This window comes from Desulfovibrio piger ATCC 29098 (genome assembly GCF_000156375.1).
In the GTDB taxonomy this organism is placed as follows: domain Bacteria; phylum Desulfobacterota; class Desulfovibrionia; order Desulfovibrionales; family Desulfovibrionaceae; genus Desulfovibrio; species Desulfovibrio piger.
Window position 1 is genome coordinate 97,690 of the sequence record NZ_DS996353.1, and the last position, 23,497, is coordinate 121,186.

Consider the following 23,497-nt stretch of genomic DNA (forward strand, 5'->3'; position numbering starts at 1 on the left):
TGCGGTTACTGGTTGATATATTCCTTGAGCTCCTTCCCGGCACGGAAGAAGGGCAGGCGTTTGGGCACGACAGAGACACTTTCGCCGGTTTTGGGATTGCGCCCGGCATAGCCGCTGTATTCCTTGATCTTGAAGCTCCCGAATCCCCTGATCTCGATACGGTCGCCAGCGATGAGCGAATCCTTCATCGCATCAATGAAAGTGTTCACCACCAAGGACGCATCATCGAACGGAAGATTGCTTTCTTCTGCCAGGGCCTTGATGAGTTCGCTCTTGTTCATCGTTCCTCCTCGTCGGTGAAAGGAGAGCGTTGGTAAAAAGGATGCCAGTCGTTATGATAAGGAATCCTATCCTTTTTGCCGGACGAGGTAAAGTTGCAGGGCAGAAAATGGCAGGGAAATATGCCCGGAAAAGTGCGGAAAATGCCTGTTTTGCGGGCAGGCGCACTTTTCCGGGCCATAAAGGCGCTATCAGCGCTGCTGTTCGTGCCTGTAGAGCAGGTAGTCGTGCTGGAACTGGTCGATCTGGCCGTCCAGGACGGCTTCCACGTCGCCGCATTCGCTGTTGGTGCGGTGGTCCTTGACCAGGCGGTACGGCTGGAGGGTGTAGGTGCGGATCTGGCTGCCGAAGGCGATGGCGTCCTTGCCCGCGTACTGGGCGGCACGCTCGGCTTCGCGCTTTTGCAGCTCAAGGTTGTACAGGCGCGCCTTGAGGATGCACAGGGCCGCTTCCTTGTTGTGATGCTGGGACTTCTCGTTCTGGCACTGGGCCGAGATGCCCGTGGGGATGTGGGTCACACGCACGGCGGAACTGGTGGTGTTCACGCTCTGGCCGCCGGGGCCGCTGGAGCGGAAGGTGTCGAAACGCAGGTCCGTTTCCTTGATGTCCAGCTGGATGTCGTCGCCCACGTCGGGCATGACGTCCACGGAAGCAAAGGACGTGTGGCGGCGGCCGGAAGCGTCGAAAGGCGAGATGCGGATCAGGCGGTGGATGCCACGCTCGCTCTTCAGGAAACCGAAGGCGTGCGGGCCCGAGATGCGCAGGGTCACGCTCTTGATGCCGGCTTCATCGCCGGGAAGGTAGTCCAGCTCTTCCACGGTGAAGTGGCGCCGGGCAGCCCAGCGGGTGTACATGCGCAGCAGCATCTCCGCCCAGTCCTGGGATTCCGTGCCGCCGGCACCGGGATGGATCTCCAGGATGGCGTCCTGGTTGTCCTCCTCGCCGGAGAGCAGCATGACCAGTTCCGTCTCGTCCAGCAGGGCGTCCAGACTGTCCTGCTGCTTCGCCAGAGATTCCAGGGCCTCGTCCTCGCCGCTTTCCACGGCCAGTTCCAGCCATTCGTGCATGTCGTCATGGCAGGTCTTGAGGGCGTTGAGGCGGGCGACCTCATCCTCCAGCTGGCGCTTTTCGCGCAGCAGAGGGGTCAGGGCTTCAGGATTGTCCCAGGCATTGGGGCGGGAAAGTTCCGTTTCGATGGCGGCAAGACGCTGTTCGCTGGCAGCGACGTCAAAGACGCCCCCAAAGGTTGTCGAAACGCTGGTCGAGAGGCTGGCAACGGGCACGAAGATCACTGAGTTGCAACATGGGAACTATCGAAGGGTTGAAGGTGAGGGGCGACGCGTGCCCCAGAAGATGCCGAGCCAGAGCAGTCCGGCGGCCAGCGGCAGCCAGAGCCCGAGCTTGTGATAGACGGTGGCCCCCTGTTGCAGGCGCACACGCCCCCAGAGGGTGTTTTCTTCGAACTGGCCCCCGCGGACGGTCACGCGGCCACGGGCGTCGATGATGGCGGAAATGCCGGTATTGGTGCCCCGCAGCAGCCAGCGCCCCTGTTCCACGGCGCGCAGGGAGGCGAGGTACAGATGCTGGAGCGCCGCCGGAGAGCGGCCGAACCAGCCGTCGTTGCTGATGTCCACCAGCACGTTGGCACCGTGTTCCACACGGGCCTGCGCCAGCCAGGGGAAGACGGCTTCGTAGCAGATGAGCATGCCCAGGCGGAGGTCCCCGTGCATCAAGGGCGCGGCGGAATGGCCGGGCGTGTAGACGCCCACCTCCTGGAGCAGGTCGGCAAGGAAGTTCCAGTTGAGCCACTCCGGCACGTATTCGCCGAAGGGCACGAGGTGCTCCTTGTCATAATGGCCCGCGGTATTGCCCGAGGGATCGAGGAGCAGGGCCCGGTTGAAGACCTGCATGTTGCCCGCGGCGTCATACTGGAAGCCGGGCACGCCGGTCAGCAGGGGGCTTTGGGCCTGGCGGGCCAGGTTGCGCACCAGCGCGGACAGGATGCCGTTGTTGTCGAAATTGAAGGGCAGGGCCGTTTCGGGCCAGACGATGAGGGGATTTTCGCCGGGGTGGCGCGCCAGTTCCGCCTGCGTCAGGCGCAGATAGGTCTCCACCGTGCGGCGCTGGTAGACGGGCACCCACTTCTGGTTCTGGTCGATGTTGCCTTCGGCAAAGAGGACGGCCACGCTGTCGTCCCCACGGGGATCGGCTTCCAGCGGCGTGGTGTGCAGGCGCCAGGCACCGTACCCCAGCAGCAGGGCGGCCAGTAGCAGGCCGGTGCCTACGCAGGCAGGACGGCGCCAGTGCCGCAGGCAAAGGATCACCGTGACCCACAGACCGGCCAGCAGGTAGGCGCCCGTCACGTCGGCAGCCTGTATCCACAGGGGCCAGGCCGCCAGGGCGCCGCCCAGGGGCAGCCAGGGAAAGCCCGCCACCAGCGCATAGGCGTATTCCAGAAAATACCAGGCAAGGCCCAGCAACCAGGCCTGTGCCAGAGGGCCGCGCCCGCGCAGGGCATGGGCCAGCAGGCTGAACAGGCCGCCGGCGCTGGCCAGGCAGGTGGCCACCAGCACGGCGCAGACCGCCGCCAGAGCCATGGGCAGGTTGCCCACAGTGGCCATGGGGATGGTCAGCCAGTAGAGCACGGCCGCCATGCCCACGATGGAGCTCAGCCAGCCGCGACGTAGGGCCGCGCCCGCCGAGGGCGCCGAACTGCCCAGCAGGGCCAGGCACAGGGGCAGCAACAAGGCCAGCGGCGGCAGGGAGATCCAGCCGTTGGGGAACGACAGCCACAACGCGGCAGCCCCCGCCAGGCCGAGGCCCAGGGGGGTGGAACGCAACCAGGCGTCACGCATCTCAGTCTTCCGTTTCAGAGGCCTCGGGCGTGTTTTCCCGGGCCGGTTCCATGCGCAGGTGGCGGATGAGCTTTTTGTCCGCATCCAGCACTTCGAAACGCCAGCCACGCAGGATGAAGACCTCGCCGGGGGCGGGCACATGGCCGGCTTCCATGCTCAGATAGCCGCCGATGGTGTCCACTTCGTCGGAGCTGAGGTCCACGCCCAGTTCTTCAAGGTCTTCCAGCAGGGCACGGCCCGTGAGTTCGTAGACATGGGCCCCCAGGGGACGGATGTCCTCCTCGCGGGGGGCGTCGTGTTCGTCCTCGATGTCGCCCACGATCTCTTCCAGCAGGTCTTCGATGGTGATCAGGCCCGAGGTGCCGCCGTATTCATCCAGCGCGATGGCGATGTGCTGCTTGCTGGCGCGGAATTCCTGCAGGAGGTTGCGGATGGGCTTGGTCTCGGGCACGAAGAACGGTTCGCGCATGATGGCACTGGCAGGCTGGTCGGCCATCTTGGGGTCCAGCAGGCAGCTCAGGATATCCTTGGCGTGGAGCATGCCGACCATGTTGTCCCGGGTGTCGCGGAAGACAGGGATGCGGGAATGGCCCGACTCCACGATGACCCTGGCCACTTCGGGCAGGAGCATGTCTTCGGGGACACAGTCGATGTCGGTGCGGGGCGTCATGGTGTCCTGCACCTGCAGGTCGTTGAAGCGCAGGATGCCCAGGAGCATGGACTCCTCGTCGGGCTCCACCTCGCCGTCGGCACGGGCTTCGATGATGGCTTTTTCCAGGGATTCATCGTCTTCGCGTCCGAAAAAGCGGGTCAGACGCGACCAGATGGTGCCATTGCTACTATGACAGTCGGAACCACCGTCCAAAACAGCCTCCTAGAAGGGCTTTGCCTGCGCGCCGCACCGGCGCCGGGCAAAGGCATGTCGCCGTGCTGGGGCACGGGCTGGGGTGAGGGGGAACGCCGCCGGGAACACAGGTCACGAAGGCGGCGGGATGTCCCGCCGTACCGTGGATGCGTCCGGGCGGACGCGGGAACGGATGCCGCGCCCGGGGCAGGGAAACGAGCCCTGCCGGTGTGTGTGCAGCGCGGCCTCAAGGCACATGCGTACAAAAGGCACCCGTCCTCTCAGGATAACGGGGAACATTCCCCAACGTCAACAGCGCATCCTCCTTTTGTCAGGCAAAGGTGCGCGGCACAAAAAGGGGACCCGCGGCTGGGCCGCAGGTCCCGGGAAAGGCATCAGAGGGACTGCCGCTTGCCGCGTAGCAGGCCCAGCTTGTGCAGATGGATCTCCAGACAGCCCACGGCCGCCGGGGTCACACCGGAGATGCGCCCGGCCTGGCCGAGGTTGCGGGGCCGCACGCGGTCCAGCTTTTCCTCCACCTCGCGGGAAAGGCCCGCCACCTGCCGGTAATCCAGATCGGCGGGCAGCTCCACGGATTCCAGACGCGCGGCACGGGCGATGAGCTCGCGCTGACGTTCCAGATAGCCCGCGTATTTGACGTCCACCTGGACGGTCTCCAGATCGCGCAGGTCGCGATCGGCCAGGGCTTCGGCCAGCGGGGCCGAGATGCGGGCCAGGCGCTCCAGATCCATGTCGGGACGGCGCAGGGCCTCCTCCAGCGTCCGGCCGCGCAGCGCGGCGCGCAGTTCCGTCTCTTCCGGAGTTGCCGGAGCTGTCTGCGTCGCATCGTCGCCGTCGGTCAGCTGGACGCGCACCTGCTGCAGCAGGCGTCGCACCGCATGGCCGTGTTCCATCTTGTCGTTGAAAAGACGCCACTGCTCCTCGCCCACCAGACCGATCCTGCGGCCCAGCGGGGTCAGGCGCACGTCGGCGTTGTCCTCGCGCAGCAGCAGGCGATGCTCCGCCCGCGAGGTGAACATGCGGTAGGGCTCCTCGGTGCCGGAGGTGACCAGGTCGTCCACCAGCACGGCCATGTACGAGGAATCGCGTCCGGGCACGAAGGGATCGAGCTCCTTTTCCCGGCAGGCGATGTTCAGGGCCGCCCACAGTCCCTGGGCCGCGGCTTCTTCATAGCCGGACGTGCCGTTGATCTGGCCCGCCAGCCACAGACCGGGCAGGGCCTTGGTCTCCAGCGTGCCGTGCAGCTGCACCGGGTTGGCATAATCGTATTCGATGGCGTAGCCGGGGCGCACCATGACGGCATGCTCCAGACCGGGGATGGCATGGATCATGGCCTGCTGCACGTCCAGCGGCAGACTGGTGGAGATGCCGTTGGCGTAGACCTCCGGGCTGTCCAGACCTTCGGGCTCCAGGAAGATCTGGTGCCGTTCGCGCTCGGGAAAGCGGGCCACCTTGTCCTCGATGGAAGGACAGTAGCGGGCGCCCGTGCCCTGGATGACCCCGGTGAACAGGGGCGAGCGGTCGAAGCCGGAACGGATGGCCGCATGGGCGGCCTCGTTGGTCCAGGTGATGTGGCAGGGCACCTGCGGCAGCACCGGGCCGGGACCGCGGAAGCTGAAGCGCGGCGGCGGGGTATCGCCGGGCTGTTCCTCCAGCTTGGAAAAGTCGATGGACGCCCGCAGCAGGCGCGGCGTGGTACCGGTCTTGAGACGGCCCAGCGTGAGGCCCAGACGGCGCAGGCTGTCGGAAAGGCCCGTGGCCGGGGCATCGCCCAGACGGCCGCCGGGCAGATGCGTGAGGCCGATGTGGATGAGGCCGGCCAGGAACGTGCCGGTGGTGAGCAGCACATGCCGGGCATGGAAGGTCAGGCCCTGGGCCGTACGCACGCCGGAGGCATGGCCGTTCTCTTCCAGCACCTCGGTCACGGAGTCCTGCCAGATGCGCAGGCCGGGCGTGGAGAACAGGGTCTTCTTGAGGACCTTCTGATAGGCCTCGCGGTCGATCTGGGCGCGGGTGGCGCGCACGGCCGGGCCCTTGCTCATATTGAGGGTGCGGAACTGGATGCCCCCGGCATCGGCCCACAGGCCCATCATGCCGCCCAGGGCGTCGATCTCGCGCACCATGTGGCCCTTGGCCAGGCCACCGATGGCCGGGTTGCAGGACAGATAGCCCAGACGGTCCACATTGCCGGAGATCAGCAGCACGCTCAGGCCCAGACGGGCCAGGGCCACGGCGGCTTCGGAACCGGCATGGCCGCCGCCGGTCACGATACAGTCAAAACGGTTCTCAGCGCTGCATGAGCACATGGGCAAACACCTGGGCGTCCTTGAGGGTGGCGGTGATGGAAGAATGTTCGTCGGGCTGGTGGCAGGTGCTGTCGATGCAGCTCCACACGGCGGCGGGAAGGCCCTGCTGGCGCAGCAGGGCGGCCACGGTGGCGCCGCCGATGCCCACGGGACGGGCCTCCACCTGATAGATGTCCGTGACGGCACGGCGCAGGGCCGCGACCACGAGGCTGTCCACAGCCGTTTCCGAAGCGCGCTGGCAGTGGTCGATGGCCACGTCGATGCGCACGCCGTGATGCTCAGCCACGGCCGTCAGGCGACGGCGGGCGGCGTCCAGCACATGCTCGGGCTCCACGCCGGGCAGCAGGCGGCAGTCCACATAAAAGCAGTCATGCCCGGGCAGGATGTTGACGCTGGGCACGTTGCCGTCGTGGCGGCTGGGCACGAAGGTGGAGCAGGGCGGATCGAACAGGGCATCGCGGCGGGGAAAATCCTTGTGCAGCTCCATGCAGGCCAGCACGGCGGCCGCTCCGGCCACGAACGCGTTGCGGCCCTTGTGGGGCGTGGAGGCATGGCACTGCACGCCGCTGATGTCGACCTTGAGCCAGCACAGGCACTTTTCGGCCACCTCGATGTCCGCGCCCGTGGGGGAGCCGGAGTCCGGTACGATGTACAGGTCGTCGGCACGCAGGAAGCGCTGCTCTTCGGGCAGGGCGGCGTGGCGCTCCAGCACATGGGCCAGACCGTAGTCGTTGCCGCATTCTTCGTCGGCCATGAACACCAGGCCCAGGCTGAGTTCGGGCGTGATGCCGCAGGCATGCAGGGCTTCGGCCAGCAGCAGCATGCTCACCAGGCCCTGCTGGTTGTCCTCCACACCGCGTCCGACGAGCATGTCGCCCTGCCGGACCACCTGCCAGGGATCGGAATGCCACAGGGCCGGGTCACCGGGCGGCACCACGTCCATGTGGGCAAAAAGCCAGAGCGTCCGGGAGGAGCGGCCGGGGATGCGGGCCACCACGTTGGGGCGCAGCCCGGAGGGCACGCGCGGGTCGGCGGCATCCAGACGGCGGATGTCGCTCACCCCGCAGGCGCGCAGGCAGTCTTCGATATACAGGGCCTTGGCCAGCTCGCCCTCGCCGCCGTTTTCCGGGCCCAGGGCACGGAAGGCGGTCAGGTCGCCCTGAAGGGCCGCCACACGGTCCTGGCGCTGGTCCAGCCAGCGCAGGAGGGGGGACAGGGCGCTGTCCTGCGAACTTGTGTTCATGCTGTTTTTCCTTGAAGCCGCCCGGGGCCTCGCGTGCCCCTGCGGACAAATGACAAAAGGGAGGCTGTCGCGACAGCCTCCCCTGTGCAATGTGCCAGAAAATTGCAATCGGTGCGGGATGTTCGCGCCGGGCGCGTCCCGCATGCCGCGTATGGTCTAGCGACCCTTGGCGGCGCGCTTGGACGCCTTCAGGGGGTTGACCTTGGCAGCGGCGGCGACCTGCACCTTCACATGGGTAGCGAAGTTGCAGCGGCCACCGGACCACTTGCTGGCGGGGCTGGCGTAGCTGGAGCAGAAGTTTTCGCCTTCAAACTCGCGAATGCGGTCACAGCCTTCGCACTTGTCAATGATGGGGGAAACCACAAAACCGTTCACAACCACGCCTTCGGCGGTTTTCACGGCATTAAGCAGAGCAGCCATAACGATACCTCCATGCGCCGAAGCGCTTTCGTTTCAGTCTGAATGGGGCACTATAGACCAAAAAACAATGGTGTCAAGTCCCCCCGTGCAAGGGAACCCCGGCCGGGCGGCTTTTCCGCTGCCGCAAGGAGCCGTTCCGGCCCCGGCAGGCAGGGGCGCCACGGGAAGCCTCCGCCTCAGGCCACCTGTTCGGGCAGGCCCAGACGACGCAGGACGAAGCGCCGCATATCGCGCACTTCCGCACACAGGGCCGCATAATCGAAGCGGCTGAAGCGGCCGTCACGATACAGGACCTCGCCCGCCACCATGGTCAGGGCCACCTCCATGCCCGTGGCCGCATAGACGGCGTGGGAGGCTGCATTGAACAGGGGCTGCATGTTGGGCGCGGAAAGATCCAGCGCGATGCAGTCCGCGGGACGTCCCACGGCAAGGACGCCGCCGTCACCGCCCATGGCCGCCGCACCGCCGCGGGTGGCCATGTCGAGCACCGTCCGGGCGGGCATGGTCTCGGGATCGCCCGCCGCCTTGTGCAGCAGGGCAGCGCGGCCCATCTCCGTGAACATGTTGAGGCGGTTGTTGCTGGCGGCACCGTCGCTGCCCAGGGCCAGCCGTACCCCGGCGTCAAGCATGGCGGGCACCGGGGCCACCCCGGAGGCCAGCTTCATGTTGGAAGAGGGATTGTGGACCACGCTCACGCCGCGTCGGGCCAGCAGGGCGATCTCGTCAGCGTCCACGTCCACCACATGGGCCAGGATGGTCCCGGGACGCAGCAGTCCCAGACGGTCGGCAAGGGCCACGGGGCGCAGGCCGTGCTGCTCCAGGCTCAGGGCCGTTTCCTGGCGGGTCTCGGCCAGATGGATGTGCAACGGCAGGCCCAGCTCGTCGGCCAGTTCGCGGCAGGCCGTGAGTTGCGCCGCCGTGGTGGTGTAGACGCTGTGGGGCATGACGGCCACCTGCAGGCGCTCATGTCCGGCCCAGCGTTGCGCCATCTCCCGGGTGCGGGCCAGGGCAGCATCGGCATCGGGGCAGCAGGCGGAGGGGAAATTGAACACGCCCTCACCGGCCAGGCAGCGCAGGCCGGCCTTGTCCGCCGCTTCCATGACGGCGGCTTCGAAGATGTACATGTCCACGCAGGCGGTGGTCCCGGTGCGCAGCATCTCGGCAAAACCCAGCAGACTGCCCAGGCGCACAAGATCGGGCGTCAGGCCCTGTTCCACGGGAAAGATCTTCTGCTGCAGCCAGTCCATGAGCGGCATGTCGTCGGCCAGGCCCCGCAGGAAGGTCATGGCCGCGTGGGTATGGGCGTTGACAAGGCCGGGCATGACGAGCATGCCGGAAAGGTCGAGGATTTCACGTGCCTGCCATGCGGCTGTCACGTCCCGGCTGTAGCCTAGGGCGACGATGCGCCCGTCATCGATGGCCAGGGCGGCGTTTTCGAGGACGCGCCGGTCATCGTCCTGGGTCAGCAGGACACCGGCGTGGAGAAGCGTGTCGCAGGTTTGCATGGATGCTCCTGACGGGTTAAGGTCTGCGGACAGGAAAAACAGGCGTAGTTGTATCCTCATGCTTCGGGGAGGGCAAGAATGGACGCGCTGCTGCTGCACGGTCTGGGGGGAGGGCCCGCTGATATGGATTCGCTGGCGCAAGGGCTGGCGACATTGGGAGTGGCGTGCCACGCGCCCTGCCTGCCGGGACATGGCGCCGGCTGGGAGGATTTCGTGCACAGCCACTGGAGCCAATGGAGCGCGGCGGCCCATGAGGCCTATGCCGCCCTTGCCGGCCAAAGCCCGGAGCCGCCCCTGCTGGCGGGCTATTCCCTGGGCGGCCTGCTGGCGCTGGACACGCTCTGCTGGGCCCGGGAAAAAGGCCTGCCCGCGCCCCGCTGCCTGCTGGTGTTTGCCGCGCCGCTCTACTGGGCCTCCCGTCCCGGCCGTCTGGGCGAACGGGCCTTGCGCTGGCGGCTTGCCTGGAAAGCCTGGCGCCAGCCTGTGGAGATCTGCTCCCCGCGTAGCGAGGCCGCCCGGGAGACCGCGCCCTGGCAAGGGCATGAGCGGGTGGTCTGCTGGCGTCACATGGCCGAGATAGCCCATGAACAGCCCCGACTGCGGGCCCTGCTGCCCGCCTGCGATGTCCCGGTCTGCTATGCCCAGCTCTGGCATGACAGCAGCTGCCCGCGCCGCAATGCCGTGGAGTGGATCTGCACGGCGTCCCGCAGGGCCGAGACCCATGTGCTGCGCACGGTCAGCCGCCACGGCGGTCATCTGCCCCTGTCGCACAGGGAAAGCCGGGACGAGATGGTGCGCATCGCCTGCAATTTCGTCCGGGCCGTGCGGGAGAACTGAAGGACCGTTTCCCCCTGATCGCGTTTTTTGCGAGGCCGGAAGCGGCATCTCTCTGAAGAGAGCGCAGGGATGCCGAACCTTTTCCCAGTGGGTGGGGCAGGGGAGGGGCCTGTCTTCACGTGGCTTTCCGCTGCGCGCGGGAAAACGGTTCCGGGTCGTCCTCCTGTGCAGGTGGCTCCCGGAAGTGACCAAGTTCCCGGCATCAGGGCTCCCTTATAAAGATGCGGCCTGCCTTACGGGCCAAGCGCTATCGGCCAGAGCTCTTTTTTGAAAAGAACGTCGTTGCATGTCCCTTGCCGGCGCATCCGCCATACGGAGGGCTCTTTTTTCGCTCAGGAGAAGGGCTTGCAAGTTTTTTTGCGGCAGGATATGCTTGCGCGCTGAAAATTTGTTACCCCGGGCATCCGCGCATAGTGAGCGGCCTGCCTACAGCATCCCTTTGGAGGTTCGTCTTGTTGTTTGAATCCGTTGCTTTCGCCATGGGTACCCCCCAGGCCGGCGGCGCCGCCCCCAGCGGCGGCGACATGCTGATGCAGTTTGTTCCCCTGATCCTGATGTTCGCCATCTTCTGGTTCCTGCTGATCCGTCCCCAGCAGAAGCGCGCCAAGGCCCACAAGCAGATGCTGGCCGAACTGAAGCGCGGCGACCACGTGATGACCAGCAGCGGCCTGATCGGTCGCATCATGGAAATCAGCGAAGAAGAAGTGGTCATCGAATGTGGCGACGCCAAGCTGCGCATGAGCCGCGGCGCCATCGGCGGCCTGATCGGCAAGAGCGCCGAAAAGGCTGAAGCCAAGGCCGAAGAAAAGAAGTAACATTCCGTTCTTGTTTCGGAATCGGTAATGGTTGCGGCTCCGGCGCCATCCTGTCCGCAGGGGGGCGCCGGGCCGTGTCGGGCGGTTCTGGCTCCGGCTGGCCGCCTCTTTCCGTTTTTACGGACATCTCCATCAAGTGCGGAAGGTATCCCAAATGATTGGTTTGCGCTCGCGCTTGGCCGTGGCCCTGCTCGTGTTCGGCCTGTGCCTTGTCTACGCGTTGCCCAGCGTGCCCTATATCGGGACGGCGCTGGAAAACGTCCTACCATCCAAAAAAATCAACCTTGGCCTGGACCTGAAGGGCGGTATCCACCTGACCCTGGGCGTTGACGTGGCCAAGGCTGTCAGCAACTCGCTGGCGCTGGCCGGGCAGGATATCCGCCGCCTTGCCAAGGACGAGAAGATCGTCGTGCTGCATCCCCGTGTGGTGGGCAATGACAAACTGGAATTTGCCCTGCCCCGTGTGGAGGATGAAGCCAAACTGCAGGAGATCCTGCAAAAGAATTTCCCCCAGCTGAATGTGGGCGAGCCCCGTCGCACGGAAGCCGGTCTGCGCTATGTGGCCGAGTTCCGTCCCGAAGAGATCAACCGCATCGAAGACATGGCGCTGGACCAGGCCCTGCGGACCATCCGCAACCGTATCGACCAGTTCGGTGTGGCCGAGCCTGACATCCGCAAGCAGGAAGGCAACCGCATCCAGGTGCAGCTGCCCGGTCTTTCCGACCCGCGCCGCGCCGTGCAGATCCTGGGCCAGACCGCCCATCTGGAATTCCACCTTGTCCGCGACGACGTGGATCCCAACAAGGCCGTGCTGCCCAGCGGCGTCATGGCCCTGCCCCTGCTGGAAAAAGGTCATGACGGCAGCGAGGTGGCCACGCGCCTGATCGCTGTGGAAAAGGACGCCATGCTCTCCGGTGAGGACGTGGCCGATGCCCAGCCCACCTTCGAGAAGAACCGCGCCAGCGTCAGCCTGAACTTCAACAGTCGCGGCGCCACCCTGTTCGAGAACGTCACCGGTGAAAACGTGGGCCGCCGCATGGCCATCGTGCTGGACGACAAGGTCTATTCCGCTCCTGTGATCCAGCAGCGCATCGCCGGTGGCCGTGCCGTCATCACCGGCCAGTTCACCACGCAGGAAGCCACGGACCTGGCCATCGTGCTGCGTGCCGGTTCGCTGCCCGCGCCCGTCTCCGTGCTGGAAGAACGTACCGTCGGTCCTTCCCTGGGCCAGGAATCCATCGACAGCGGCATCAACGCCGCTCTGGTGGGTGCCGCCGCCGTGGTCGTGTTCATGGCCATCTACTACGGCATGAGCGGCGTCATCGCCGACGTCATGCTCTGCTTCACCATGCTCATCGTCATGGCGGGCATGGCCGGCTTCGGCGCCACCCTGACCCTGCCCGGCATCGCCGGTATCGTGCTGACCATCGGTATGGCCGTGGACGCCAACGTGCTGATCTACGAACGCATACGCGAAGAACTGCATCTGGGGCTCTCGCCCCTGGCGGCCGTCAAGGCCGGTTTCGAGCGCGCCACCATCTCCATCACCGACTCGAACCTGACCACCATCATCGCCACGGTGCTCCTGTACCAGTTCGGCACGGGCCCCATCCGCGGTTTTGCGGTCACCCTGTCGCTGGGTATCGTGGCCTCCATGTTCACGGCCATTTTTGTGTCGCGGGCCATCTTTGAATACTGGGCGCGCAAGTGCGGCCCCAAGGGCATCAGCATCTAGGCTGGCCGGGAGAGAATCATGGCTTTCGCATTCATCAAGCATGACACCAAGATAGATTTTATCGGCAAGCGCCACATCGCCTATGTCATCTCGATCCTCCTGCTTCTGGTGGGTCTGGGCTCGGCGCTGTGGGGCAATGGCCTGCGCATGGGCATCGACTTCGCCGGCGGCGTCATCGTGCAGGTGCAGTTCGCCCAGCCCGTGGAAGACGAAGTGCTGAAGAAGAGCCTGGACGTGCCCGAACTGCCGGGCATCAGCACCCAGCGCTTCGGTGAGGGCACGCGCGATTACCTGCTGCGCTTCTCCTCGGCCGAGAACACCGATGCCGCGGCCCTGCGCACCAACGTGCTGGCCGCCCTGGCCAAGGCCTTCCCCGGCAATGACGTGGAGATCCAGCGCCTTGAGATAGTGGGCCCCAAGGTCGGTGACGACCTGACCAACAAGGCTCTGGGCGCCCTGTACTACGCGACCCTGCTCATCGCCGTGTACATCTCCGGCCGCTTCGAACAGCGCTGGATGGCCGGTGTGGCCATGGCCGCCGTCCTTTGGGGCGGCATGTACCTGGCCGGTCTCACGGGCCTGAGCATGGGCTGGCTGGTGCTGGTGGCCCTGGGCATCACCCTGGTGGTCTGCTTCGTCCTCAAGCTCAACTTTGCTCTGGGCGCCCTGGTGGGCCTCATCCACGACGTGTTCATCACGGTGGGCCTGCTGTCGCTCATGAACGTGGAGATCGACCTCAACGTCATGGCGGCCCTGCTGACCCTGGTGGGTTATTCGCTCAACGACACCATCATCGTCTATGACCGTCTGCGCGAGAACCTGCGTGCCGCGCCCAAGCAGCCCCTGGACTTCCTCATCAACCGCAGCGTCAACCAGACCCTGTCCCGTACCCTCCTGACCAGTGGTACCACCTTTGTGGCTACCCTGGCCCTGTACCTGCTGGGTGGCGGCGTGATCCACGACTTTGCCCTGACCATGCTCATCGGCGTGTTCGTGGGCACGGCGTCGTCCATCTATGTGTCCTCGGCCGTTCTGCTGGCCCTGGGCGACACGGACTTCTACGTGCACCAGCAGGAACGCCCCGTGTACGAAAAGCCCGGTGAGCACGGCATCGTCTAGCCGCTTCGGGCATACCGGATCGTGATCCATGGCCGGGAGGGACGTTGGTCCTTCCCGGCTTTTTTTGTGCGCTCCGGCCTGCCGGTGTTTGCGCCCGCGAGAGCAGGGAACTGCACAGAGATGCCCGTGACGGATACGGTTCCAGGCCTGCTGGCGGGCCGCTCCGCAGGGATTCTGGGCTTCGGCTGGCCCGAGTGCGCCGCCGGGAAATATTTTTTGTGTGACGGTTTCTTGACGCCGGGCAAGAACGTCTTACCTATTGGCAAGAAGACCCGATTGGGGGAGAGCATCATGGCAGTAGAATACAAGGATTATTACAAACTTCTGGGCGTGGAGCGTTCCGCCGGTGCGGACGAGATCGCCAGAGCCTACAAGAAGCTGGCCCGCAAGTACCACCCGGACCTGAACCCGGGCAACAAGCAGGCCGAAGACAAATTCAAGGATATCAACGAAGCCTACGAAGTGCTCAAAGACCCTGAAAAGCGGCGTATGTACGATCAGCTCGGCCCCAACTGGCAGCATGGCCAGCAGTTCCAGGGCGCTCCGGGCTTTGAAAATATGCACTTCAACTTCAACGGCCAGAACTTCGACGGCGCGGGCTTCTCGGACTTTTTCGAGACCCTGTTCGGCGGGCGCGGCAGCCGCTTCGGCGGTGATCCGTTCGGTGGTTTCCGCCAGCAGCAGCCCCGCCGCGGCCGTGACGTGGAGGCCGAACTGCCCCTGACGCTGGAAGAGGTGGCCCGTGGTGGCCGCCGCAGCGTGAGCCTGCAGACGGCCTTCGGCCCCAAGACGCTGGAAGTGAACGTGCCTTCCGGCATCCGCGAAGGCGCCAAACTACGTCTGGGCGGACAGGGCGAGCCCGCTCCCGGCGGTGCGCCCGGCGATTTGTTCCTGCGGGTTCGCTATCTGCCGCATGCCGTGTTCAAGGTGGATGGCGACAACCTGCAGTGCGACGTGGTCCTGGCCCCGTGGGAGGCGGCCCTGGGCGCCCGTGTGCCCGTGCCCACCCTGGAAGGGCAGGTGGAGATGAACATTCCCGCCGGTTCGTCCTCGGGGCGCAAGTTCCGCCTGCGCGGCAAGGGCCTTGGCTCGGCACAGCATCGCGGTGACCTGCTGGCCCGCGTCATGATCCGGGTGCCCGAGCAGCTTTCGGATGAAGAGAAGGCGCTGTGGCAGCAGCTGGCGGACAAGTCGTCCTTCCGGGCCCGCGGCTAGGATGGAGGTTGTGAGATATGAGCACGTCTGACAGAGACGACATGACCACCGTGGTCATGGCTTGCGAAGAATTCATGGCAAGCACCGGCGTCGCGCCCGAGCGGTTGCGTGAGCTGCTGGCCCTGGGCTGGCTGGAAAGCCGTACGGAAGGCACCGACCAGTTCTTCCGGGATGCGGACATCTACCGTGTGCGCAAACTGGAACGCATCTGCTGCGACTTCGAGCTGCCCGTGGTGGGCGGCACCATCATCGTGGACCTTCTGGAGCGCATCGACGCTCTGGAGCACAAGGTACGTGAACTGCAGGGATTGGAAGACTGATCCCCCGTGCCGGGAAGCCCGCGGATTCGGATCCGTCGCGGCGGCCCGCAGACCCCACCCGGCCTTGTGCCGCCGCCCGGACACTCCGGGCCCTCTGGAGCCCGCCTCCGTCCGCCAGCGCAGCCCGCGCACAAAAAACTGATTTTGCTTACCTTCCGCCGTGGGGCGGCCCGTGTACGCACGGGCCCCGTCCATAGCGGCATCGTGGAGGATATATGGACATCAACAAATTCACGGAAAAAGCCCGCGAGGCCGTGACCCAGGCGCAAAGCATCGCCGTGGGCATGGGCCATCAGGATATCGACAGCGAGCATCTGGCGCTGGCCCTGATCCGTCAGGAACAGGGCATCGTGCCCCGCATCCTGGAGCAGATGGGCGTGCAGACAGCCGCTCTGGCCGTGGCCGTGGAGGAAAAACTGCGCAAGCGTCCCTCCGTCTCCGGCGGCGGCATGGACCCCAACCGCATCTCCATCACCCAGCGTCTGGCCAAGGTGCTGGGCGACGCCGAGAACGAATCCCGGCGCATGAAGGACGAATACGTCAGCGTGGACCATCTGTTCGCCGCGCTGGCCGAGAACGCGCCCGGCACGCCGCTGGGCGAGGTCTTCAAGGAATACAACATCAGCCGTGCCAGCTTCGGCCAGGCCATGGAGAGCCTGCGCGGCGGCGCACGGGTGACCAGCCCCACCCCCGAAGACACGGTGGAGGCCCTGAGCAAGTACGCCCGTGACCTGGTGGAAGCCGCCCGTCAGGGCAAGATGGACCCGGTCATCGGCCGTGATGCCGAGATCCGCCGCGTGGTGCGCATCCTGTCCCGCCGTACCAAGAACAACCCCGTGCTCATCGGTGAGGCCGGGGTGGGCAAGACGGCCATCGTGGAAGGCCTGGCCTTCCGTATCGTCAAGGGCGACGTGCCCGAGGGCCTGCGCGGCCACAAGCTCTACGCCCTGGACATGGGCGCGCTGATCGCCGGTGCCAAGTACCGCGGCGAATTCGAGGAACGCCTCAAGGCCGTGCTCAATGAAGTAGAGAAGAGCGAAGGCAAGATCATCCTCTTCATCGACGAGCTGCACACCATCGTGGGCGCGGGCAAGACCGAGGGCTCCATGGACGCGGGCAACCTGCTCAAGCCCATGCTGGCCCGTGGCGAGCTGCACTGCATCGGCGCCACCACCTTGGACGAGTACCGCAAGTACATCGAAAAGGACCCGGCCCTGGAACGCCGTTTCCAGCCCGTGCTGGTGGACGAGCCCACGGTGGAGGACGCCATCTCCATCCTGCGTGGCCTGAAGGAACGCTTTGAGGTCCACCACGGCGTGCGTATCAGCGACTCCGCCATCGTGGAGGCCGTGACCCTGTCGCACCGCTACATCACGGACCGTCAGCTGCCGGACAAGGCCATCGACCTCATCGACGAGGCCGCGGCCCTGATCCGTACCGAGATCGACTCCCTGCCGTCCGATCTGGACGAGGTGAACCGCAAGGTCATGCAGTTGGAGATCGAGCGCGAGGCCCTGCGCCGCGAGACCGACGCCGCCTCCCGTGACCGTTTGGAAAAGCTGGAAAGCGAACTGGGCGAGCTGCGGGTGCAGCAGGGCGAACTGCGCCAGCAGTGGGAAAAGGAAAAGAACGCCATCGACAGCGTGCGCGGCATCAAGGAAAAGATCGAGCAGACCAAGCTGGCCATCGAGCAGGCCGAACGGGCCTATGACCTCAACAAGGCCGCCGAGCTCAAATACTCCACCTTGCTGGCCCTGGAAAAGCAGCTGGCCGATGCTTCCGCTGCCGCCGGTGCCGACGGCCCGCGCCTGCTCAAGGAAGAGGTGCGCCCCGACGACGTGGCCGAGATCGTGGCCAAGTGGACCGGCATCCCGGTGACCAGGCTCATGGAATCCGAACGCGAAAAGCTGCTGCATCTGGCCGACCAGCTGCACAAGCGTGTGGTGGGCCAGGACGAGGCCGTGCAGGCCGTGGCCGATGCCGTGCTGCGTGCCCGTGCAGGTCTGTCCGACCCCTCGCGTCCCACGGGGTCGTTCATCTTCCTGGGCCCCACGGGCGTGGGCAAGACCGAACTGTGCAAGACCCTGGCCGAAGCCCTGTTCGATACCGAGGACAACATGGTGCGTCTGGACATGAGCGAGTACATGGAAAAGCACTCCGTGTCCCGCCTCATCGGTGCGCCTCCAGGATATGTGGGCTATGACGAAGGCGGCCAGCTCACCGAGGCCGTGCGCCGCAAGCCGTACTCCGTGGTGCTGTTCGACGAGATCGAAAAGGCGCATCCCGACGTCTTCAACACCCTGCTGCAGCTGCTGGACGATGGTCGTCTGACCGACAGCCAGGGCCGCACCGTGGACTTCCGCAACTGCATCGTCATCATGACGTCCAACATCGGTTCGCCGCATCTGCTGGACGGCATCGGAGAGGATGGCAGCCTGAAGGAAGGCGCCCGTGATGCGGTGATGGAAGAGCTGCGCCGTCACTTCCGGCCGGAATTCCTGAACCGTGTGGACGAGACCGTGCTCTTCCTGCCCCTGCGGCGTGACCAGGTGACGCGCATCGTGGATCTGCAGATGGATCGCCTGCGCAAGCGTCTGGAAGAACGCAAGATCACCCTGGACATCACGGATGCCGCCCGCGAGTTCATCGCCGGCGAGGCCTACGATCCCGTGTACGGTGCGCGTCCGCTCAAGCGTTACGTGCAGCAGTACGTGGAAACGCCTCTGGCCCGCGAGCTGGTCAGCGGCCGCATCCTGGATGGTCAGGCTGTCCGGATCGACGTCCGCGATGGCGAACTGGTCTTCCAGAACGCCTGATCCTGAAAAACTGTCCCGGCATGGCTCCGGCCTGCCGGTATGATCCCGCACAGCAAAGGCGGCCCTTCGGGGCCGCCTTTTTCGTGTCCCTGCCCGTCTTTGTGGTCCGTTGAAGTGACCACAGCGGGCAGAGCTTCCCGGCAACGCATAGCCACGCGATCCCGCAGAGTCATTTCCCCACCGGGGACCTGCGCCCGCATGTCTGCCCTGGCCCCCATCCCGACCGTCATCCTCCGGAGCAAAAGTTTTCGAGCAGGGAAGGGGGGCGCGAGGGAGGAGGGAAGAGCCTTTTTCAAAACATCCTTGCCTTCCCCCTCGTATCCATCAGCTTGCCCTTTGCGGGCTGAGGGGCTATTTTCTTCCCATCTTTTTTGCAAGGAGCCACCATGTTGCAGACAGCCGCCCTTATTCTGGCCGCGGGCAAGGGCACCCGCATGCATTCCGACAAACCCAAAGTATTGCAGACCGTTCTGGGCGAACCCATGTTGCGCTACGTGCTGGAAGCCGTCCGCCCCGTGTTCGACGGGCGTGCGCTGGTGGTGGTGGGCCATCAGGCGGGCATGGTGGAGGCCGCCTTCCCGGACGCTTCCTTCGTGCACCAGGAACAGCAGCTGGGCACGGGCCATGCGCTGATGCAGGCCATGCCCGCGCTGGAAGGGCAGTGCGAGCGCGTGCTGGTGGTCAACGGCGATACGCCGCTGCTCTCCGAGGACGTGGTGCGTCATTTCGTGGAGGCTTCGGAGGGGGCCGACCTGGCCTTTGCCACCATCGAGCTGGACGATCCCGCCGCCTATGGCCGTGTGGTGCGTGCCGCCGACGGCAGCGTGCGTGCCATCGTGGAAGCCAAGGACTACGATCCTGCGCTGTACGGGCCCGAACCGCACGAAGTCAATGCGGGCATGTACTGCGTGCGCCTGGACCTGGCTGCCCGCCTGCTGCCGCGCATCGGCAATGCCAACAAGAGCGGCGAATACTATATCACCGACCTCATCTCCCTGGCTGTGGCCGAAGGCTGCAACGTGCAGGGCGTGCAGTGCGGCCGGGACGAGAGCCTGATGGGCGTCAATTCGCCTCTGGAACTTTCCCGCAGTGAAGAATTTTTGCGTGAGCGTGTGGTGGACGGCCTGCTGCGTTCCGGCGTGATGCTGCATGCGCCCGCGCTGGTGCGGATCAGCCCCCTGGCCACGGTGGATCCGGGTGCGGAGATCACGGGCCCGTGCGAGATCTACGGCCGCAGCGTGGTGCGTCGGGGCGCCCGCATCGACTCCCATTGCGTGATGCGTGATACCGTCATCGAATCCGGGGCGGAGATCCGCTCCTTCTGCCATTTCGAGGATGCCCAGGTGGGCGAGGCCGCTCTGGTGGGCCCCTATGCCCGCCTGCGCCCCGGCGCCGTGCTGGAAGAGTCCTCGCATGTGGGCAATTTCGTGGAGCTCAAGAAATCCCGTCTGGGCAAGGGCGCCAAAGCCAATCACCTGACCTATCTGGGAGATTCCGAGATCGGCGCGGGCACCAATATCGGCGCGGGCACCATCACCTGTAACTATGACGGCAAGCACAAGTTCAAGACCACCATCGGCGAAGGCGCCTTCATCGGCAGCAATACGGCTCTGGTGGCTCCGGTGCGTGTGGGCGACGGCGCGCTGATCGGTGCGGGGTCGGTCATCACCAAGGACGTGCCCGATGGCGAGATGGGCATCGCCCGCGGCCGGCAGAAGAACCTGCCGCGCAAATCCGTCTAGTCCTTTGCGGAGCTCTGGAAGCTCCGCCGGGGACTTTTCCGCCATGGGCAAGGCTGCCCGGTCATGCGGAGGCGTCAGCCAGGTTCTATCTGCCTGATGCTGTCCGCCCGGCGGGAGAGTTCCAGGCAAAAAATCCTTTGGGGGAGGCTCTGTGCCTCCCCCTTTTTTTCTGGTGCGCAGGAAAAGTTTTTTCTTTTTCCAGAAAGGGAAATTTCGTTGAATGGCAAGGAAAAACAGTTGATTATCTTTGCATGAAATCGTGATTTGCCGCATGGGCCGCCTTGCCATCGGCATGGGGCAGTGCTATACCCAGAATCATGGAAGCACTAGAGCAACTTGAAACGCAGGTACTGGCCCTTTTGGAGCAGAAAGCCCAGCTTCTGGCGGAGACTCGTCGTCTCCACTCCGAACTTGAGGCCACTATCGCCGCGAAGATGTCTTTGGAAGAAGAAAACCGCGAACTGCGCGAGAACCTGAACAAAGAAGAGCAGGTGCGGGGCGATGCCATCAACCGCATGGATGCTCTGCTGAGACTTATTCAGGAGCATGAAAGCGCCGAGTAGGTTTTCGAGTGAGTCAAGAACACTTTAACCTTACCGTTCTTGGTACTGCGGTCACATTCCGCCACAGTGCCGATATGGAGCGTGTGCGTGAGGCCATCGCTCTTGTGGAAGAACGGTTTGCAGACCAGAAACTGAGGTCACACGGTATGCAGAGTAACAAAGATATTCTGCTGACTGTTCTGGCTCTTGGTCTGGCGGATGATTTGTTGCAATCGCAAAAAAAGCTGGACGATGTGCAGAATCGCATCGAGACCATGCTTTCAAAGATAGAAGAGTCCGTTTAAGTCATCAATGACAGCATATTTCCCTGGAGTGTGCGTGATTTATGACTCGGTGCTGACCTTACAAGCATAAAATCGGGAGCTGTCCCTGCTTTTTGTGAGCACGCCCGTTTACGGGAAGCCTGTAGAAAAGTACACGGCCCCCCCTGGGAAACCAGGTTCTGCATCGAAGTCATGACACGGCGCTCTGGGGATTTTTTTCTGTCCTGCACCGTACTCCTTGCACGCTTCGGCGTGGTCTTTGTCTGCAGCCATCCTTATGCCGTTTTTGCGGTCAGAAGCCAGCCCTCCGCCAGTCGACCTCGTGCGGAGGCTGGCTTCCGCCATTTATGATACCCGGGTGATCCCCGTTGATTATAGAGGATGGTTATGGATTTTATGGATATTGTATGGCTGGCCCTGGCCGCTGTGATCGGCCTGCTGGTCGGTGCGCTGGTGCACAAAAGTGTGACCACCAAACGCATCGGCGATGCTGACGAGCTGGCCAAACGCATTGTGGAAGAAGCGCGCAAGGAGGCCCAGGCGCAGAAAAAGGAAATCCTCATCCAGGGACAGGATGACCTTTTCAACCAAAAGCGCGAGCTGGAAAACGAATTCAAGGAACGCGAGCGCGAAGTCAAACTGCGTGAGCGCAAGCTTGAAGAGATGGGCGGCCGGCTGGAAGAAAAGCTGGAAAAAGCCACCGCCAAGGAGCATGAGCTCCTCGCCGCTGAAAAGGATCTGGCCCGCAAGGAACGGCAGCTGGCCGAGTCGGAAGAGTTCCTGCAGACGCGCATCGATGAAGAAGAGCAGCGCCTTTCCGAGATCGCCGGTCTGACGGCGGAAGAAGCCAAGGCCCGTCTGTTTGCCGAGGTGGAGGCCAAGACCCGTCATGAATCGGCCAAGATGATCCGCCAAATCGAGACGGAAGCCAAGGAGACCGCCGACCGCAAGGCCAAGGAGATCCTGTGTAACGTCATCCAGCGCTATGCCGGTGACTACGTCAACGAACAGACCGTCACGGCGGTGTCCCTGCCCAGCGAAGATATGAAGGGACGCATCATCGGTCGCGAAGGACGCAACATCCGCGCCCTGGAAGCCGCGACCGGCGTGGACCTCATCATCGACGACACACCGGAGACCGTCATTTTGTCCGCCTACAGCCCTCTGCGCCGTCAGGTGGCCAAAATGGCTCTGGAACGTCTGATCCAGGATGGCCGCATCCATCCCGCCCGCATCGAGGACATCGTCCAGAAATGCGAACAGGAACTGGATGCCCAGGTGCGCGAAGTGGGCGAACAGGCCACCTTCGATGCCGGGGTCCACGGCATCCATCCCGAGATCATCCGTCTGCTGGGGCAGCTGCGCTACCGCACGTCCTTTACCCAGAACGTGCTGCAGCACTCCCTGGAGGTCTCTGCCCTGTGCGGCATGATGGCCGCGGAACTGGGCATGGATGTCAAAAAGGCCAAGCGTGCCGGTCTGCTGCATGATATCGGCAAGGCCGTCGACCATGAGGTCGAAGGGCCCCATGCCCTCATTGGCGCCGACATCGCCAAAAAGTACAACGAAGGCAAGGACATCGTCCACGCCATCGCCGCGCACCACGAGGATCAGCGTCCCTCGACGGCACTGGCCGTGCTGGTGCAGGCGGCGGACTCCATCTCCGGTGCCCGTCCCGGCGCCCGCAAGGAACTGCTGGAGAACTACGTCAAACGTCTGGAAGAGCTGGAAGGCATCGCCACCAGCTTCGAGGGCGTGTCCAAGGCGTACGCCATCCAGGCTGGTCGCGAGATCCGTGTCATGGTCAACCCCGACAATGTGGATGACGATGCCACCTATCTACTGTGCAAGGACATCGCGGAAAAGATCGAAAAGAACCTGACCTATCCGGGCCAGATCCGAGTGACGGTCATCCGCGAACGCCGTGCCATGGGCTTTGCCAAATAGGGCAGGGGAACAAGGCGTATTCAAGGCGGTCACTTCGGTGACCGCCTTTTCTGTTTTACGGAGACATCGTTGTGTCGCAGGTGATGCGGTCTTTCACTTTCGGGATGGGCCTGGCCTGCGTTCCCAGAGCAAGAACAGCCTTGCGTCTCGTTTATTTTTCATGTCTGCCGGACACGATCATCCTGGTGACAGGGAAAAAGCTTTCTTCTTCAACAGAAAAATCTGGAAGGGAAACTCCTAAAACCGTCTTGCGCTCTAAGGTTCCAACACTCGGAGACCATGCATGGATGGTCTCGCGGATCATGAAAGCGGCAGGGAGGGGAATCCATCACCTTGCCTGATGCCTGGCAGCCAGCTGCATCCTGGCCAGCCGGGAAGAGCTGGATGGCCGTTTGTCTTCTTCTGATTGGGGGACCGCGTCAGGAGGGAGCGCGTCAGGAGGGAGCGCGGTCCGGCATGCTCCGGCAAGCTGAAGAAAACTGAGAAACAACGGAAAGAAGTGCGTACCCTCAAAGGGAATCATACGGCTGATACTCGCCTGCGGCAAAAGTCCTTGTGGAAGATGCATGGCAGTGCGCAAAAAAATGTAAGCAATTTTGCCTGTCTTTCCGGTATGTTGATTGAATAATCAGTCAATATGGAACAAAACCTC

At 64.1% G+C, this 23,497-nt stretch carries 19 protein-coding genes and 1 other RNA gene; 12 read left to right on the forward strand and 8 right to left on the reverse strand.

The genetic code is table 11. The features are described from left to right. Positions 1 to 5: 5 nt before the first annotated feature. From DESPIG_RS01980 to DESPIG_RS02015, 8 genes are all read right to left on the reverse strand, one after another. A complete protein-coding gene (locus DESPIG_RS01980) occupies positions 6 to 281 on the reverse strand; it encodes an HU family DNA-binding protein (protein ID WP_006004403.1) in 276 nt (91 codons plus the stop codon). 189 nt (positions 282 to 470) lie between these two features. Next, a protein-coding gene (gene prfB / locus DESPIG_RS01985; RefSeq protein ID WP_187119504.1) for a peptide chain release factor 2 occupies positions 471 to 1,584 on the reverse strand; the annotation gives its coding sequence in 2 pieces (ribosomal slippage) (positions 471 to 1,508 and positions 1,510 to 1,584; 1,113 coding nt in all). A gap of 5 nt (positions 1,585 to 1,589) precedes the next feature. Continuing rightward, complete coding sequence (gene lnt / locus DESPIG_RS01990; protein WP_006004408.1) at positions 1,590 to 3,134, reverse strand: apolipoprotein N-acyltransferase; 1,545 nt, start codon at positions 3,132 to 3,134, stop codon at positions 1,590 to 1,592. 1 nt (position 3,135) lies between these two features. After that, complete coding sequence (locus DESPIG_RS01995) at positions 3,136 to 3,999, reverse strand: hemolysin family protein (protein ID WP_006004410.1); 864 nt, start codon at positions 3,997 to 3,999, stop codon at positions 3,136 to 3,138. Between the two features lie 374 nt (positions 4,000 to 4,373). After that, positions 4,374 to 6,305 carry a tRNA uridine-5-carboxymethylaminomethyl(34) synthesis enzyme MnmG gene (gene mnmG, locus DESPIG_RS02000; protein WP_006004414.1) on the reverse strand — a complete coding sequence of 644 codons (1,932 nt, stop codon included), beginning with the start codon at positions 6,303 to 6,305 and terminating at the stop codon, positions 4,374 to 4,376. After that, complete coding sequence (locus tag DESPIG_RS02005; RefSeq protein WP_006004417.1) at positions 6,286 to 7,548, reverse strand: M20 family metallo-hydrolase; 1,263 nt, start codon at positions 7,546 to 7,548, stop codon at positions 6,286 to 6,288. The genes mnmG and DESPIG_RS02005 overlap by 20 nt, the downstream gene beginning before the upstream one ends. Before the next feature lie 156 nt (positions 7,549 to 7,704). Beyond that, positions 7,705 to 7,968, reverse strand: coding sequence for a PxxKW family cysteine-rich protein (locus tag DESPIG_RS02010; RefSeq protein WP_006004419.1), 264 nt, complete (start codon positions 7,966 to 7,968; stop codon positions 7,705 to 7,707). Between the two features lie 176 nt (positions 7,969 to 8,144). Next, positions 8,145 to 9,473: an amidohydrolase gene (locus DESPIG_RS02015; RefSeq protein WP_006004421.1), complete on the reverse strand. Its 1,329-nt coding sequence runs from the start codon at positions 9,471 to 9,473 to the stop codon at positions 8,145 to 8,147. Between the two features lie 78 nt (positions 9,474 to 9,551). On the opposite strand from DESPIG_RS02015, the gene DESPIG_RS02020 reads away from it, so the two are divergent. The 12 genes from DESPIG_RS02020 (at position 9,552) to rny (ending at position 22,845) form a co-directional block, all read left to right on the forward strand. After that, positions 9,552 to 10,310 (forward strand): alpha/beta hydrolase, encoded by a 759-nt coding sequence (locus DESPIG_RS02020; protein ID WP_006004423.1) that lies wholly within the window; start codon positions 9,552 to 9,554, stop codon positions 10,308 to 10,310. Positions 10,311 to 10,789: 479 nt separating this feature from the next. After that, entirely contained in the window at positions 10,790 to 11,125 is a 336-nt protein-coding gene (yajC, locus tag DESPIG_RS02025; protein ID WP_006004428.1) for a preprotein translocase subunit YajC, read from the forward strand. Positions 11,126 to 11,279: 154 nt separating this feature from the next. Further along, complete coding sequence (gene secD / locus DESPIG_RS02030; protein ID WP_006004430.1) at positions 11,280 to 12,860, forward strand: protein translocase subunit SecD; 1,581 nt, start codon at positions 11,280 to 11,282, stop codon at positions 12,858 to 12,860. Positions 12,861 to 12,878: 18 nt separating this feature from the next. Continuing rightward, entirely contained in the window at positions 12,879 to 13,979 is a 1,101-nt protein-coding gene (secF, locus tag DESPIG_RS02035; protein WP_006004432.1) for a protein translocase subunit SecF, read from the forward strand. Between the two features lie 291 nt (positions 13,980 to 14,270). Continuing rightward, on the forward strand, positions 14,271 to 15,194 hold the full coding sequence (locus DESPIG_RS02040) for a J domain-containing protein (RefSeq protein ID WP_040369093.1): 924 nt from the start codon (positions 14,271 to 14,273) through the stop codon (positions 15,192 to 15,194). Positions 15,195 to 15,211: 17 nt separating this feature from the next. Beyond that, positions 15,212 to 15,514 (forward strand): chaperone modulator CbpM, encoded by a 303-nt coding sequence (locus DESPIG_RS02045; RefSeq protein WP_006004436.1) that lies wholly within the window; start codon positions 15,212 to 15,214, stop codon positions 15,512 to 15,514. A 215-nt stretch (positions 15,515 to 15,729) separates the two neighbouring features. Beyond that, a complete protein-coding gene (gene clpB, locus DESPIG_RS02050) occupies positions 15,730 to 18,330 on the forward strand; it encodes an ATP-dependent chaperone ClpB (RefSeq protein ID WP_006004437.1) in 2,601 nt (866 codons plus the stop codon). A gap of 386 nt (positions 18,331 to 18,716) precedes the next feature. Continuing rightward, positions 18,717 to 20,072 carry a bifunctional UDP-N-acetylglucosamine diphosphorylase/glucosamine-1-phosphate N-acetyltransferase GlmU gene (gene glmU, locus DESPIG_RS02055; RefSeq protein WP_006004439.1) on the forward strand — a complete coding sequence of 452 codons (1,356 nt, stop codon included), beginning with the start codon at positions 18,717 to 18,719 and terminating at the stop codon, positions 20,070 to 20,072. Positions 20,073 to 20,389: 317 nt separating this feature from the next. Next, positions 20,390 to 20,635 (forward strand): DUF904 domain-containing protein, encoded by a 246-nt coding sequence (locus DESPIG_RS13100; RefSeq protein WP_081446796.1) that lies wholly within the window; start codon positions 20,390 to 20,392, stop codon positions 20,633 to 20,635. 8 nt (positions 20,636 to 20,643) lie between these two features. Then, positions 20,644 to 20,919 carry a cell division protein ZapA gene (gene zapA / locus DESPIG_RS02065; RefSeq protein WP_040369051.1) on the forward strand — a complete coding sequence of 92 codons (276 nt, stop codon included), beginning with the start codon at positions 20,644 to 20,646 and terminating at the stop codon, positions 20,917 to 20,919. 17 nt (positions 20,920 to 20,936) lie between these two features. After that, positions 20,937 to 21,114: non-coding RNA, 6S RNA (gene ssrS / locus DESPIG_RS13105), on the forward strand. 171 nt (positions 21,115 to 21,285) lie between these two features. Next, on the forward strand, positions 21,286 to 22,845 hold the full coding sequence (gene rny, locus DESPIG_RS02070; RefSeq protein ID WP_040369052.1) for a ribonuclease Y: 1,560 nt from the start codon (positions 21,286 to 21,288) through the stop codon (positions 22,843 to 22,845). Positions 22,846 to 23,497: the final 652 nt, after the last annotated feature.